General features: G+C 64.5%; 16 protein-coding genes. 5 read left to right on the top strand and 11 right to left on the bottom strand.

The genetic code is table 11. From position 1 onward, the window contains the following. Positions 1–170: 170 nt before the first annotated feature. Positions 171–1,043, bottom strand: coding sequence for a carbon-nitrogen hydrolase family protein (locus AK81_RS23890; RefSeq protein WP_043203159.1), 873 nt, complete (start codon positions 1,041–1,043; stop codon positions 171–173). Then, positions 1,040–1,630: a GNAT family N-acetyltransferase gene (locus AK81_RS23895; RefSeq protein WP_043203161.1), complete on the bottom strand. Its 591-nt coding sequence runs from the start codon at positions 1,628–1,630 to the stop codon at positions 1,040–1,042. The genes AK81_RS23890 and AK81_RS23895 overlap by 4 nt, the downstream gene beginning before the upstream one ends. A 115-nt stretch (positions 1,631–1,745) precedes the next feature. Between AK81_RS23895 and AK81_RS23900 the strand changes: the two genes are divergently transcribed. Further along, positions 1,746–2,144 carry a nuclear transport factor 2 family protein gene (locus AK81_RS23900; protein WP_043203162.1) on the top strand — a complete coding sequence of 133 codons (399 nt, stop codon included), beginning with the start codon at positions 1,746–1,748 and terminating at the stop codon, positions 2,142–2,144. Between the two features lie 169 nt (positions 2,145–2,313). Here the strand turns inward: AK81_RS23900 and AK81_RS23905 are convergent, their stop codons facing one another. From AK81_RS23905 to AK81_RS23930, 6 genes are all read right to left on the bottom strand, one after another. Then, a complete protein-coding gene (locus tag AK81_RS23905) occupies positions 2,314–2,892 on the bottom strand; it encodes a DJ-1/PfpI family protein (protein ID WP_043203165.1) in 579 nt (192 codons plus the stop codon). A 51-nt stretch (positions 2,893–2,943) separates the two neighbouring features. After that, entirely contained in the window at positions 2,944–4,101 is a 1,158-nt protein-coding gene (locus AK81_RS23910; protein ID WP_043203168.1) for a phospholipase D-like domain-containing protein, read from the bottom strand. 1 nt (position 4,102) lies between these two features. Beyond that, the gene (locus tag AK81_RS23915; RefSeq protein WP_043203170.1) at positions 4,103–4,684 is read right to left on the bottom strand and encodes a YceI family protein; all 582 of its coding nucleotides are present in this window, start codon (positions 4,682–4,684) and stop codon (positions 4,103–4,105) included. Between the two features lie 44 nt (positions 4,685–4,728). Further along, a complete protein-coding gene (locus tag AK81_RS23920) occupies positions 4,729–5,025 on the bottom strand; it encodes a hypothetical protein (protein WP_043203172.1) in 297 nt (98 codons plus the stop codon). Beyond that, complete coding sequence (locus tag AK81_RS23925; protein ID WP_043203174.1) at positions 5,022–6,104, bottom strand: serine hydrolase domain-containing protein; 1,083 nt, start codon at positions 6,102–6,104, stop codon at positions 5,022–5,024. Before AK81_RS23925 ends, AK81_RS23920 begins: the two co-directional genes overlap by 4 nt. Before the next feature lie 174 nt (positions 6,105–6,278). Further along, the gene (locus AK81_RS23930) at positions 6,279–7,166 is read right to left on the bottom strand and encodes an acyl-CoA dehydrogenase (RefSeq protein ID WP_043203177.1); all 888 of its coding nucleotides are present in this window, start codon (positions 7,164–7,166) and stop codon (positions 6,279–6,281) included. Between the two features lie 159 nt (positions 7,167–7,325). Here AK81_RS23930 and olsB point away from each other — a divergent pair, with 159 nt between their 5' ends. Both olsB and AK81_RS23940 read left to right on the top strand, forming a co-directional pair. After that, a complete protein-coding gene (gene olsB, locus AK81_RS23935; RefSeq protein WP_043203180.1) occupies positions 7,326–8,081 on the top strand; it encodes an L-ornithine N(alpha)-acyltransferase in 756 nt (251 codons plus the stop codon). Then, positions 8,081–8,869: a lysophospholipid acyltransferase family protein gene (locus AK81_RS23940; RefSeq protein ID WP_043203183.1), complete on the top strand. Its 789-nt coding sequence runs from the start codon at positions 8,081–8,083 to the stop codon at positions 8,867–8,869. Before olsB ends, AK81_RS23940 begins: the two co-directional genes overlap by 1 nt. Positions 8,870–8,993: 124 nt before the next feature. Here the strand turns inward: AK81_RS23940 and AK81_RS23945 are convergent, their stop codons facing one another. Then, positions 8,994–9,578: an ACP phosphodiesterase gene (locus tag AK81_RS23945; RefSeq protein ID WP_043203185.1), complete on the bottom strand. Its 585-nt coding sequence runs from the start codon at positions 9,576–9,578 to the stop codon at positions 8,994–8,996. Positions 9,579–9,728: 150 nt separating this feature from the next. Between AK81_RS23945 and AK81_RS23950 the strand changes: the two genes are divergently transcribed. Continuing rightward, on the top strand, positions 9,729–10,031 hold the full coding sequence (locus AK81_RS23950; RefSeq protein ID WP_016498090.1) for an ArsR/SmtB family transcription factor: 303 nt from the start codon (positions 9,729–9,731) through the stop codon (positions 10,029–10,031). A gap of 17 nt (positions 10,032–10,048) precedes the next feature. Next, positions 10,049–11,098 (top strand): alkene reductase, encoded by a 1,050-nt coding sequence (locus tag AK81_RS23955; protein ID WP_043203187.1) that lies wholly within the window; start codon positions 10,049–10,051, stop codon positions 11,096–11,098. Positions 11,099–11,253: 155 nt separating this feature from the next. On the opposite strand, the gene AK81_RS23960 is transcribed toward AK81_RS23955, so the two are convergent. Next, entirely contained in the window at positions 11,254–12,123 is an 870-nt protein-coding gene (locus tag AK81_RS23960) for a hypothetical protein (RefSeq protein ID WP_043203188.1), read from the bottom strand. 87 nt (positions 12,124–12,210) lie between these two features. Then, positions 12,211–13,206, bottom strand: a complete 996-nt coding sequence (locus tag AK81_RS23965; protein ID WP_043203190.1) for an NAD-dependent epimerase/dehydratase family protein — start codon at positions 13,204–13,206, stop codon at positions 12,211–12,213. Between the last annotated feature and the right edge of the window lie 41 nt (positions 13,207–13,247).

Genomic DNA, 13,247 nt, shown 5'->3' on the forward strand with positions numbered 1-13,247 from the left:
ATCCAACTGTTCGGGCTCTCGCCAAAGTGGAACGGTGAATGGCAGCTTTTGCTCCCACACGTGCTCTGGGCACCTCGGGTTATCAGCTTGCCATTCACCGCTCTCACTTCAGATTCTATTCCCTCTCCAAGACACAAGCGGGTTCACCCGCGAAGAGGCCGCCACTGTTTTCACAAGATCCTGTCAAACTGCTCCGGCCAGTCCCTGCGGGTAAACACCTGCCCTTCCCGCCTCACCCGCCGCACTTCCTCCAGGTCCACCTCACACACCAGCCACTGGCTGCACACCGGGCTCAGCGCCTCGCTCAACGCCACCACCCCATCCCCCGGCATCCCGTGATCCGGCGGAACGAACAACCCTGCCCGCCCGATATTTTCGTCCAGCGCCGGCGACCATGGCGCAAGCCCCACCGTTGGGCTCTGCAACACGGCAAGCTGGTTCTCCAAAGCCCGCGCCTGGGCGCCGATGCGTACCCGGTGGTAACCCGCCTCGGTATCGGTACAGCTGGGCGCCAGGATCAGGTCGGCACCCGCCTCGGCCAGGCCCCTGGCCAGCATGGGGAATTCATTGTCATAACAGATCAGGATGCCCAGGCGCCCCAACTCGGTGTCGAACAGCTGTAGCCCCTGGCCTGCCGCGATGTCCCACTGCTCTCGCTCAAACCGGGTCATCATCAGCTTGTCCTGGTAGCCCAGCACACCCTTGGGGCCGAACAGCCAGGCACGGTTGCGGTACCGCCCATCGCTGTCCAGCACCGGCACGCTGCCGGGTTGCAGGTAGATCCCCCAGCGCCGGGCAAGGCTCTCGCACAGTGCCTTCCAGGGTTCTATCAACGGCTGGATGCCGGCAATCGAAGCCTTCAGGTCACCCCGCTGCTCGACACTCAGTTGGCCGCTCAATACCAGCCCGGCGTATTCCGGCAGCAGCAGCAAGCGTGCACCCGCCTCCACGGCCTCGGCGCACAGGCCCTGCAGGTGGTCGGCGTAGGCGTCCCAGGTTTCATGCAGTTCGATGGCGTACTGGCAGGCCGCCAGGCGGATCATATCGGCAGTTCCTTCAGCCAGAACGACATCAGCTTGTCGGAGCTTTCCTGTTCATCCAGGTCGCGCCAGGCGTAGGTGGTACGCAATGACGGGTCATGCAGGAAGCCGCGGTTGCGCCAGAAACCGTGCAAAGGCTTGTAGTCTGCTGGCCGTCGCGGGTGCACACCTGGCCGCTCCACCGCGCAGAACGCGCAGTAATCGAACTCGGCCAGTTTGTGCGCGTAGGACTCACGCTCGATGAAGAAGCGCACGCCCAGGCCCTGGCCGCGGTATTCCGGCAACACCAGCGACTCACCGAAGTAATACACGCTGGCCGGGTCGCGGCCCTGGGCCAGGAACGGCTGCTGGAACTCGGGGGCGACATCCACCAGCGGCAGGCCAGTGGAAGCGCCCACCACCTTGCCGTCGTCCAGCGCCAGCACCACCAGGCTTCGCCCGGAGCGGGCATAGGCGCCCAGGTAGTCAGCCTCGTACTCCGGGGTACCGTCGTAAAGGTAGGGAAACTCGCGGAACACGCTAAGGCGCAGGCGAGCGAGATCATCGATGTATGGCGCGATAGCGGCGCCGTGCAACAGGCGTATTTCCATGCTTGGCGGTCGTTTTGTCGATGTGGATGACGCGCTCGGCTAAGCCGGGCTTGAGGGGAAACCCTATCATCCGAGGCAACGACCCGCCTTTTCCCTACACGACAGGTATTGTTCCATGACCGCTACCGAACTGGTAAATGCTTACTATGCGGCGTTCAACGCCGGTGACATGCCGGGCTTTCTCGCCCTGCTCAGCGAGGACGTGATCCACGACATCAACCAGGGCGAGCGGCAGATGGGCAAGGCCCGGTTTGCCGCGTTCATGGACAAGATGAACCGCTGCTACCGCGAACGCCTGGCCGATATCGTGGTGATGCAGAACGCCGATGGCAGCCGCGCGGCGGCGGAGTTCACCGTGCATGGCGAATACCTGGCCGATGACGAAGGGTTGCCGGCAGCCAACGGGCAGACGTATGTGCTGTCGGCGGGGGCGTTTTTCTATATCCACTGCGGCAAGATTGCCCGGGTGACCAACTACTACAACCTCAATGACTGGGTTGAGCAGGTGGCCTAAGCCTGACAGAGCTGCATTGCCTGTACCGGCCTCTTCGCGGGCACGCCCGCTCCCACAGGGACCCCACTGTTCTCCGAGTCAGTGGTAATCCTTGTTCCCACAGGAACCCCACTGCTCTCGGGGTCAGTGATAATCCTGTGGGAGCGGGCGTGCCCGCGAAGAGGCCCGATCAGGCGATACGAGTGCCCAGCACTTTCAGGAAGGCCGCCAGCCACGCCGGGTGCGCTGGCCACGCCGGTGCGGTCACGAGGTTGCCATCCACGTGCGCCTGGTCCACTGCGATATCGATGAACTTACCGCCCGCCAAACGCACCTCCGGGGCACACGCCGGGTACGCGCTGCATTCGCGCCCCTCCAGCACACCCGCCGCTGCCAGCAGCTGGGCACCATGGCACACCGCCGCAATCGGCTTGCCAGCCTGGTCGAACGCCCGCACCAGCTCCAGCACTTTCTCATCCAGGCGCAGGTACTCCGGGGCACGGCCACCCGGGATCAGCAGCGCGTCGTAACTCTCGGGCCGCACCCGCACGAAGTCGTAATTCAGGGCAAAGTTGTGCCCCGGCTTTTCGCTGTACGTCTGCTCACCCTCAAAATCATGGATGGCAGTGCGCACGGTCTGCCCCGCCAATTTCTCCGGGCACACCGCATGCACCGTGTGGCCCACCATGCTCAAGGCCTGGAAAGGCACCATAGCCTCGTAATCCTCGACGTAGTCGCCCACCAGCATAAGAATCTTCTTCGCCGTCATCGCACCCACTCCTTCGGTTAACCGTGAACAATCAATGCACGATAGCCGCTGTCAGTCACGGCGGTCGAGCACGTTGACCACCAGTCGGTCGATCCAGCCCCAGACCCGCTGCTTCACCCTGCGCCACAGGGGGCGGGCATGCCAGTGGTCGAGGTCGACTTCCTCGCTCAAGGCAAAGTCGCGCTCGAAGCTGGCCACCACCGCCGCCGTCAACGGCGGGTCGAGCGCCTCGATGTTGGCCTCAAGGTTGAAGCGCAGGTTCCAGTGGTCGAAGTTGCACGACCCGACGCTGACCCAGTCGTCTACCACGGCCATTTTCAGGTGCAGGAAGCACGGTTGGTATTCAAAAATCCGCACCCCGGCGCGCAGCAGGCGTGGGTAATAGCGGTGCCCTGCATAGCGGACCGACGGGTGGTCGGTGCGTGGGCCGGTCAGCAACAGGCGCACATCAAGCCCCTTGCTGGCGGCACGGCGCAACGAACGGCGCACGCTCCAGGTCGGCAGAAAGTACGGCGTAGCCAGCCATACCCGTTGCTTGCCACTGTTCAGCGCCCGCACCAGCGAATGCAGGATGTCCTGGTGCTGGCGGGCGTCGGCATAGGCCACCCGGCCCATGCCCTGCCCATGGGCAGGCACCTTGGGCAGGCGCGGCAAACCGAAGCCTTCGGCAGGGCGCCAGGCGGTGCGGCGGTTGTTGGCGGACCACTGGCGGTCGAACAGCAACTGCCAGTCGGTTACCACCGGCCCCTCAATTTGCACCATTACCTCATGCCATTCGCTGGTCGCGTCGCCTGGCTTCCAGAACTCGTCGGTAACGCCCGTGCCGCCCACCACCGCCCAGCGTTCGTCCACCAGCAGCAGCTTGCGGTGGTCGCGGTACAGGTTGCGCAGGCCACGCTTCCAGCGCAGGCGGTTGTACCAGCGCAGGTACACACCGGCCTCTACCAGGCGCTGGCGCAGGGCGCTGTTGAAGGCCAGCGAGCCATAGTCATCGAACAGGCAACGCACCCGCACGCCACGCTGGGCGGCCTGCTCCAGCGCTTCGACCACCGCCTCGGCACAGGCGCCGGCCTCGACCAGGTACAGCTCCAGGTCGACCTGAAACTCGGCACGCTCGATTGCCGCCAGCATGCGCGGAAAGAACTCGGGGCCGTCGATCAGCAGTTCGAACTGGTTGCCATCCCGCCAGGGGAAGACCGGCCCCGGCATGTCAGCGGGCGGTGAAAATCAGTACCGCGTTAACCGGCACCGACGGGTTGATGGACTTGAGCCCGGCAAACTTGCGCAGGCTTTCCAGCCCCGGCAGCAAACCGAAATCCTCGGCGCGCAGCAGCAGCGGTTCCAAGGTCACAACCTGGAAGCGCCGCGCATCCAGGCGAGTGGCCAGCAGCAGGGCGTTGTAGCTGTGCGACTGGCCATGCAACGTGACCGTCAGCGGCAGGCGCAACTCGAGCTGTGCACCATCGGCCAGGTCATTGATCGGCCGCAGATCGATCTGCGCCTTTACCGTGGCCTCGGCGAAGCGACTGACCTCGAACAGGTTTTCGCGCATTTGCTCGTCACGCAGCGGGATGCCGCTGCTGACAGAGTCCATTTCGATGCTCAGCCCCGCCACGCCTTTGCGGTCGACCGTGCCATGCAGCACCAGAAAGCGGTGCACTTCGGCGGTGTCACCGTTCTTGCCGGTAATGAACGACAGGCGCGACGATTCGCCATCGAGGTGCCAATTGGCGTGGGCGGGCAGACAAAAAGCCAGCAACAAGGCGGGCAGCAGACGGGGCAGTTTGAACATGACAGATCTCGTGAAGCCAGGCCGCCAACCTTACCCGCCCGCCTTCATGGCAGCAAGCGGCAGCCCTCGCGCTGGCCCTGCCAGGCAGCCTGGTTGCGCCGCCCAAGCCCCTCGGCGGTGACCAGCCGCTGCGGGCTGTTTTCCTCCAGCAGGCTCAGCGGCAGCCATTGCTTCACGTAACCTTGGCAGTAGGCCTGCTCGAAGCCCATGACAAAGCGGCACGAGCAATACTCCTTGGCCGAGTAGGCCGAGAGGATGCCGGGGAAATCCCCCAGGGCCTGACGCTCCTGCCAGGCCCAGAACAACAGACCCAGCAGCACCAGCAACAAGACCCGCTTCATGTGCCCTCCCGGGCCAATGCGGCCAGTACCCGCTTGAGCAGTTCGTCGTGCTGGTAACTGCCGTCGCGGTCATCGGCATAGCGCACGACCACCAGCTTTTGCGCGGGCAGTAAGTACAGCGCCTGGCCCCAATGGCCAAGGGCGGCGTAAGTGTCTTCGGGCGCATTTGGCCAAGGCCGCTCGACACCGGCCAGCGGCTGGTTGAGCCACCAGTGGCCGCCAGGGTTGGCCTCACCGGGCACAGCTTCTGTATGGGCAAACGCTGTGCGGTTGAAGGCCACCCAGGCCTTGGGCAGCAGTTGCCGGCCTTGCCAACGGCCGTCGCGCTGCATGAGCAAGCCGATACGCGCCAGGTCACGGGCGCTGAGATACAGGTAGGAAGAGCCCACGTAGGTGCCCGCCCGGTCACGCTCCCACACCGCGCTGTCGATACCCAACGGGGTGAACAGCGCATGCCAGGGGTAATCGAGGTATTGCCCGGCATCGAGCATGCCGCGCAGCGCGGCGGCCAGCAGGTTGCTGTCGCCACTGGAGTAGAGGAATCGCTGACCGGGGCTGGCCGACGCCCCCCGCGCCGCTGTATAGGCCGCCATGTCTTCGCGGCCACGGGTATACAGCATGGTCACCACCGAGGACTTGAGCGGGGCGTATTCGTAGTCTTCCTGCCAGTCCAGGCCACTGGCCCAGTGCAGCAGATCGGCCATGCGTATGCCGGGATGGCCGCGCATGGCGGGGTAGAAACGGGTGACAGGATCTTGCAGCTGGAAGCGCCCTTCACCTTGGGCCACGCCCATCAGCGTGGCGAGTACGCTCTTGCTGACCGACCAGGTCAGGTGCGCGGTGGCGGCTGTAGTGGGGGCGGTGTAGCGCTCGTGGAGGATGCGGCCGTCGCGGATGATCAACAGCGCGTCGGTGCGGATGCCGCTGCGGTCGGGGGCGGTGCGAGGGGGGAAGGCGTAGGCGTCGACGGCTTGCCAGTCGAAGGTGGCACGGTCGTTCTGCCAGTCAGGGTCAGGCCAGTCCTCCGCCTTGGCGGAGGCCATGGCCATGCAAAGCACCAGTAGCAGACCTTTCAGCATTCCAGTACAGGCTCGCGTTTTTGGGGCTGCCTTGCAGCCCTTCGCGGGCTCGCCCGCTCCCACAGAGACCGTACATTAGATGAGGTCAGCGCCATACCTGTGGGAGCGGGCAAGCCCGCGAAGGGCCGCAAAGCGGCCCCGGGATTCGTCCGTTCACACAACCCTATCAGGCGTTCATGACAATCCAGCAGCCACCCAAGCCTTGTTCAACCGCTTCTCGCGCGCCGCCGCAGCCAACGCCATCACCCCTTGGTCACGCTGCCAGATTTGCGCCCAATGCACCGGCCCTGCCGCCAAGGCCGCATCGATCGCCCCCCGCAACGCCTGGAACTGCGCAAACAACCCGCCCAGCAACAAATGGCAACCCACGCTGTCGGCACACTGCCGGCTGCCCTCGGCACACCCTGCCAGCAGCCCAAGCAGTTGCAGGCGTAAATCCTTTGGCCAGGCGCTTTCCTGCCCCACGCCATACAACCAGGCCGTCAGCGCCGTGAGCACATACAAGTCTTCCAGCGAGCGGAACGGCTTCACATAGGCATCCCAGCCGTCACCGGCCAGCAACTCGCACGTCGCCTGCTCCAGCAGCAAGCGCCCATGGCCCACCTCTGGCATCAGCGGCAGGGTCGGCAATGGCTCCAGCGTCACGCCAGGCTCCCCGGGGTAGACCACCGCCAGGCTCAACTGTGGCGCCGCGCCTGCCGTTTCGCTGCGCGCCGCCACAAGCAGCCACTCCGCCTCCAGCCCGGCGGTAACGAAGTCCTTGCTGCCGGTCAGCCGCAAGCCGTCCAGGCGCGTGTGCATGTCCGCCGGCCGCACGCTGCGCTGCTCGGTGGCGCACAGGGCGCCGAGGCTGGGCGGTGCACTGGGCCACAGCACGCGCAAGGCGGCCTGGTAACCCACCAGGAAAGCCAGGCCCGGCGTGGCCATCGTGCGCCCGCCCAGTGCTGCCAGTTCGAAGGGGGCAACCGGGCCGAGGCGCTCGAGCAGCGCGGCGTAGGTTTCGCCCAGAGTGCCCGCCAACGCGTGGCGAAGCGGGTCGTTCAATCGTTGCAACCAGGCCATGGGACGGCTCCTTGCTGGGGCTTTCTGGTCAAGGTTTGGGGGGTGTCACGCAAGCATCACCAAAGATTCACAGGGGTGACACCGCGCCTACCTAGGCTGACTTTGCACAACAAAGCCGACCGGCCGCAACCCTTCATGGCTGGCTTATGGAGACTCGTAATGACTCGGATCGCTCATTCTGGCGACAACAGCACTGAACGCCGTCTACAAGCCGAACGCCTGGTTGGCGCCGCGGCGCTGCAAGAGGCCCAAGCCCTGCGTTTCAAAGTGTTCAGCGCAGAATTCAAGGCCAAGCTCAAGGGTGCCGAGCACGGCCTGGACATGGACGACTACGACGTGCACTGCCGCCACATTGGTGTGCGCGACCTGAGCACCGGCGAGCTGGTGGCCACCACCCGCTTGCTCGACCACCAGGCCGCCAGCAGCCTGGGCCGCTTCTACAGCGAAGAAGAATTCCGCCTGCACGGCCTGTTGCAGCTGCAAGGCCCGATCCTCGAACTGGGCCGTACCTGCGTAGCCGCCGACTACCGCAACGGCGGCACCATCGCCGTGCTCTGGGGTGAACTGGCCGAGGTGCTCAACGAGGGCCGCTACAGCTACCTGATGGGCTGTGCCAGCATCCCCATGCAGGACGGCGGCGTACAAGCCCATGCCGTGATGCAGCGCCTGCGTGACCGCTACCTGTGCAACGAGCACCTGCGTGCCGAGCCGAAGAACCCGCTGCCAAGCCTGGCCTTGCCGGGCAACGTCATCGCCGAAATGCCACCGCTGCTCAAGGCCTACATGCGCCTGGGCGCAAAGATTTGCGGCGAGCCGTGCTGGGACGAGGACTTCCAGGTGGCCGACGTGTTCATCCTGCTCAAGCGCGACGACCTGTGCCCGCGTTACGCCCGCCACTTCAAGGCGGCGGTCTGATGCCGAAGCTGCGGGTGGTAGCCCGCCTGACCCGATTACTGCTGGTGCTGTTGCTGGGCATGTCGATGGCCAGCCTTATCGCCCTCGGCGAACGCCTGGGCTTCAAGGCCCCCATCGAACGCCGCCAGCGCTGGACCTGTCTGTTCATGAAACGCCTGGTCGCCGCCCTGCCCTTCGACGTGCGGGTAGTGGGCGAGCTGCCGCAGCGGCCGATGCTGTGGGTCAGCAACCATGTGTCGTGGACCGATATCCCCCTGCTCGGCATGCTGCTGCCGCTGTCTTTCCTGTCCAAGGCCGAGGTGCGTCATTGGCCGGTGGCAGGTTGGCTGGCGGAAAAAGCCGGCACGCTGTTCATCCGCCGTGGCGGGGGTGACAGCCAGCGCCTGCGCGAACAGATCGCCGGGCAACTGGGGCTGGCTCGGCCGCTGCTGATATTCCCTGAAGGGACCACTACTTGCGGTCGCAACTTGCGCACCTTCCACGGTCGCCTGCTGGCAGGTGCCATCGACCGCGGCGTGGCGGTGCAGCCGGTGGCTATCCAGTATTTGCGTGATGGCCAGATCGACCCGATTGCGCCGTTCATTGGCGATGATGATCTGGTCTCGCACCTGATGCGCCTGTTTGCCCAGCCGCGGGGTGAGGTGTGCATTCACCTGCTGCAACCGATCGGTAGCGTGGGCAAGGAGCGTGCGGTGCTGGCGTTGCAGGCGCAGCAGGCGATTCACCTGGCGCTGTTCGGGGAAGACGAAGTTGAGTTTGCGCCACGGCGACAGGCGCGGGCTGCCTGAGGTTTTTGCACTGTCAGTACTGGCCTCTTCGCGGGCTTGCCCGCTCCCACAGGGTGCGCGCTGATCTTGAGAACTGCGCCGTACCTGTGGGAGCGGGCAAGCCCGCGAAGAGGCCAATGCAAAACTAACTGCCAGCCATCCGCTGCGCCGCCGCAAAATCCTGTAACTGCGGATAGAACTCGCGAAAATCCGCCAGCAGCGGCTCATACAGCCGCTCCAGCTCCACCATCACCCCGGCCATGCCCTCAGGCCGCGACAAGCGCCGGGCAATGCCGTTGAACACCTGCTCCAGCGTGTCGAAATCGCCATACGCCCCCAGCCAGTCATCGGCCGCCATGAACGGCGCAATCCGCGCCAGCCGCCCCGGCAGCTCGGGCTCCGCCAGCAGCACCCGATAAAATGCGCCGGTAAACTGCGCCAGCGGCTGCTCGGCATAATTGCCCCAATGCCGCGCCAGGCAATGGTCAAAGAACACATCCAGCACAATGCCGGCAAAGCGCCGCCGCTCGCGCGGAAAGCGCGCCAGTGCCGCCAGCACCAACGGGTGCCGATCGGTGTAGCTGTCGATATGCCGGTGCAGCCGGATAGCCGCCTCCAGCGCCGGCGGGAAGCGCCCTTCCAGCGAGCCTTTGACGAAATCGCCATACAGGCTGCCAAGCAGTTGTTGCGGCGCCGGGCCGCCAAGATGCAAATGTGCGAGGTAGTTCATGAGCGCAGTCTAGCACCGGTCGCCTGTATATCGTTATAACGCGATATAGCGATTCGTGCTCAGCTCAGAACCTCTTCGTATTTGTATATCGGGAACGGGCGATTTACATTTCGCCCTATCGCGATATACCGCTACAACGAGCCTCAACCCATGCCTCTCGATCTCGACGAAATCATAAAAGCGCTGGCCCATCCGGTCAGGCGAGAAATCCTCAGCTGGCTGAAAGACCCGGCAACGCAATTCCCCGACCAGTACCACAGCACCGAAAACGGTGTGTGTGCCGGGCAGATCGACCAACGCTGCGGCCTCTCGCAGTCGACCGTCTCTGCCCACCTGGCCACCTTGCAGCGCGCCGGGCTGATCAGCAGCCAGAAGATTGGCCAATGGCACTTCTTCAAACGCAACGAAGCCACCATCGAGGCGTTCCTCGAACAACTGCGCCAAGCACTTTGACAAGGCAGGTAACCGCTATGACCACGCTTTTCGATCCGATCACCCTGGGCGACCTGCAACTGCCCAACCGCATCATCATGGCCCCGCTCACCCGCTGCCGTGCCGACGAAGGCCGCGTGCCCAATGCGCTGATGGCCGAATACTACGTGCAGCGCGCCAGCGCCGGGCTGATCCTCAGCGAGGCGACTTCGGTCAGTGCCATGGGCGTCGGCTACCCGGATACCCCCGGCATCTGGAACGATGAGCAGGTGCGTGGCTGGAACAACGTCACCAAGGCCGTGCATGCCGCCGGCGGGCGCATTTTCCTGCAGCTGTGGCACGTTGGCCGCATTTCCCACCCCAGCTACCTGAACGGCGAGCTGCCGGTCGCCCCCAGCGCAATCCAGCCCAAGGGCCATGTAAGCCTGGTGCGCCCGCTGAGTGACTTCCCCACCCCGCGTGCGCTGGAAACCGAAGAAATCATCGATATCGTCGAGGCCTACCGCAGCGGCGCCGAAAATGCCAAGGCTGCCGGTTTCGATGGTGTAGAGATTCACGGCGCCAACGGCTACCTGCTCGACCAGTTCCTGCAAAGCAGCACCAACCAGCGCACCGACCGCTACGGCGGCTCGCTGGAAAACCGTGCACGCCTGCTGCTGGAAGTGACCGATGTGGCCATCGAAGTGTGGGGCGCGAATCGCGTAGGCGTGCACCTGGCGCCGCGTGCCGATGCTCACGACATGGGTGATGCCGACCGCGCCGAAACCTTCAGCTACGTGGCTCGTGAGCTGGGCAAGCGGGGCATTGCCTTTATCTGCTCGCGGGAGCGGGAAGCCGATGACAGCATCGGCCCGCTGATCAAGGAAGCCTTCGGCGGCCCGTACATCGTCAACGAGCGGTTTGACAAAGCCAGTGCCAATGCGGCCCTGGCCAGTGGCAAGGCCGATGCGGTGGCGTTTGGCGTGCCGTTCATCGCCAACCCCGACTTGCCGGCGCGGCTGGCGGCGGATGCGCCATTGAACGAGGCGCGGCCTGAGACCTTCTATGGCAGGGGGCCGGTGGGGTATATCGATTATCCGCGGTTGTGATTAACGGCCATTCGCGGGCACGCCCGCTCCCACAGGGATATCACCAGGCCTGAAGGCTGTGGAGATTCTGTGGCTCCCACAGGGATATCACCAGGCCTGAGGGCTGTGGAGATTCTGTGGGAGCGGGCGTGCCCGCGAAGAAGGTTCAGGTGATCTCAAGGCCGGGCATTGATCTGCTGTTGCAGGTTCTGAACCTGGCTCTGCAGGGTATTCAGGTTACGGGTCATCTGCGCCCGGAAGGCATCGAACTCCTGCACCGAAGCCCCACTGGACGCTGCCGCAGCCGGGCGGTTGTCGATCTGGCTCTTCAGCACCAGGATATCCTGCTCCAGGCTCTGGATAGCCGCGCTCGGGTTACCCTGTTTTTTCAGCGCCGCCACATCGCTGCCTAGGCTCTTGAGCTGCACGTCCAGCTTGCCGCCATCCACCTGCGCGGCCTTCAGCGCGGCCACCTGCTCGTTCAGGCCCTTGAACTGGGCGTCCAGCTTGCCACCATCAACCTGTCCCGATCGCAACGCGGCCAGCTCGCCATTCACCAGCTTCAGTTGCGCCTGAAGCTGGGTTTGCAGCTCGGTCACAGCCTTTTGCTGTTCACGGGTATCGGCCAGCACCTGCTCCAGGCGCTTGCCCAAGTCACCGGTCTGGCCAGCCACGCCTTTCTGCAACTGGCGAAGCTGCAGTTTAAGCGCCTCGCTGTTGGTCGAGGCACCGGATTCGGTGGCCGCCACCTTGCCGCTGATCGCTTGCAGGCGCCCGGCCGCGTCTTCACTGATGCGGGCAAAACTTTCCTGGGTCGCTACCAGTTGCTGCTCCATCAGCGAGATCTGCTGGAAGCTCCACCAGCCCAAACCCGCCAACGCGATGAACGAGGCCACAAGCAAGGCCCACAGCGGCGCCGTGCTGGCCCCACGGGCGGCTTTCTGGCGGCTGCGCATCACGTGCGCCGGCATCAGTTCGTCATCATCAACGGTGCCCGCCCGCAAGGTAGGCACGTCATCGTAGTCATCGTGAGCATGGTTACGCATGGATACATTCAACCGCGGTAGTCGCAAAGAGGCACGAGTATAAACCGCAAGCGCGGCGCGTTGATGACCATTGTCACGCCAACGGTTTCACTGCCCCGGCGGCAAATGCTTCCACCAGCCACAGAATTCATCCAGCGCCGTCCACAGGCTGACCTTGGGCTGGTAGTCCAGGTACTGTCGGGCGCGGCTGATATCCAGGGTGAAATCACGGCTCATCACCTGCATCCCCAAGCGCGACAGGGTGGGTTGCGGGCGCCCCGGCCACAGCATGCAGGCCGCCTCGTTCACCGCGGCCAGGCTGTAGCCCAGGCCATAGGAACGGTAGCGGGTAACCTGCGGCAGCTGCATCTGGCGCATCACGTAGTTGACCACGTCCCACAGCGGCAGCGGCTGGCCGTTGCTGATGTTGTAGGCCTGGCCCAGCGCACGGTCGTCGGCGAACAAGGCGCTGAGCAGTGCATCGTTGAGGTTGTGCACGCTGGTGAAATCGACTTTGTTCAGGCCGTTGCCGATGATCGCCACGCGGCCTTTGCGCTGCATCTGCATCAGCCGCGGGAAGATGCTGGCGTCGCCGGCACCGGTGACGAAGCGCGGGCGCAGCGCCAGCACTTCAAGGCCGAACTCCTGGGCACCGAACACTTTTTGCTCGGCCAGGTGCTTGGTCTGCCCATAGTGGTCGTGAAAACGGCGCGGCACCTGGTCTTCACGGATGTCCAGGCGCGAGCGGCCATTGAAGTAGATCGACGGCGACGACAGGTGCACCAGGCGCCGCACATGTTCCTTCAGGCAGCCCTCGACCACGTTTTCGGTGACGACCACATTGCCTTGATAGAAGTCCTGGTAGCGCCCCCAATTGCCCACTGCGCCGGCGCAGTGCACCACAGCCTCCATGCCTTGGCACAGGCGGCGGGCCAGTTCGGGATCACTCAGGTCGCCAGGGATGAACTGGGCGCCGCGCTTGACCAGGTGCTCGACCCCTTCGGCGCGGCGGCCGCTGACCCGCACGTCCAGGCCCTGCTCCAGGGCGAAGCGCGCAAAGCGCCCGCCAATGAAGCCACTCGCGCCGGTGACCAGAATTCGCATGTAAGACTCCGTCTTGCCAGATTTCAGATGCAACTGACGCC

The sequence above is a fragment of the Pseudomonas putida W15Oct28 genome (assembly GCF_000708715.2).
Classification (GTDB): Bacteria; Pseudomonadota; Gammaproteobacteria; order Pseudomonadales; family Pseudomonadaceae; genus Aquipseudomonas; species Aquipseudomonas putida_R.

Coding starts and splice junctions, on each gene's coding strand:
- AK81_RS23965 (WP_043203190.1), bottom strand. CDS start 13,206: ATGCGAATTCTGGTCACCGGCGCGAGTGGCTTCATTGGCGGGCGCTTT.
- AK81_RS23950 (WP_016498090.1), top strand. CDS start 9,729: ATGCCTCTCGATCTCGACGAAATCATAAAAGCGCTGGCCCATCCGGTC.
- AK81_RS23915 (WP_043203170.1), bottom strand. CDS start 4,684: ATGTTCAAACTGCCCCGTCTGCTGCCCGCCTTGTTGCTGGCTTTTTGT.
- AK81_RS23910 (WP_043203168.1), bottom strand. CDS start 4,101: ATGCCGGGGCCGGTCTTCCCCTGGCGGGATGGCAACCAGTTCGAACTG.
- AK81_RS23955 (WP_043203187.1), top strand. CDS start 10,049: ATGACCACGCTTTTCGATCCGATCACCCTGGGCGACCTGCAACTGCCC.
- AK81_RS23940 (WP_043203183.1), top strand. CDS start 8,081: ATGCCGAAGCTGCGGGTGGTAGCCCGCCTGACCCGATTACTGCTGGTG.
- AK81_RS23925 (WP_043203174.1), bottom strand. CDS start 6,104: ATGCTGAAAGGTCTGCTACTGGTGCTTTGCATGGCCATGGCCTCCGCC.
- AK81_RS23945 (WP_043203185.1), bottom strand. CDS start 9,578: ATGAACTACCTCGCACATTTGCATCTTGGCGGCCCGGCGCCGCAACAA.
- AK81_RS23960 (WP_043203188.1), bottom strand. CDS start 12,123: ATGCGTAACCATGCTCACGATGACTACGATGACGTGCCTACCTTGCGG.
- AK81_RS23900 (WP_043203162.1), top strand. CDS start 1,746: ATGACCGCTACCGAACTGGTAAATGCTTACTATGCGGCGTTCAACGCC.
- AK81_RS23895 (WP_043203161.1), bottom strand. CDS start 1,630: ATGGAAATACGCCTGTTGCACGGCGCCGCTATCGCGCCATACATCGAT.
- AK81_RS23905 (WP_043203165.1), bottom strand. CDS start 2,892: ATGACGGCGAAGAAGATTCTTATGCTGGTGGGCGACTACGTCGAGGAT.
- olsB (WP_043203180.1), top strand. CDS start 7,326: ATGACTCGGATCGCTCATTCTGGCGACAACAGCACTGAACGCCGTCTA.
- AK81_RS23930 (WP_043203177.1), bottom strand. CDS start 7,166: ATGGCCTGGTTGCAACGATTGAACGACCCGCTTCGCCACGCGTTGGCG.
- AK81_RS23890 (WP_043203159.1), bottom strand. CDS start 1,043: ATGATCCGCCTGGCGGCCTGCCAGTACGCCATCGAACTGCATGAAACC.
- AK81_RS23920 (WP_043203172.1), bottom strand. CDS start 5,025: ATGAAGCGGGTCTTGTTGCTGGTGCTGCTGGGTCTGTTGTTCTGGGCC.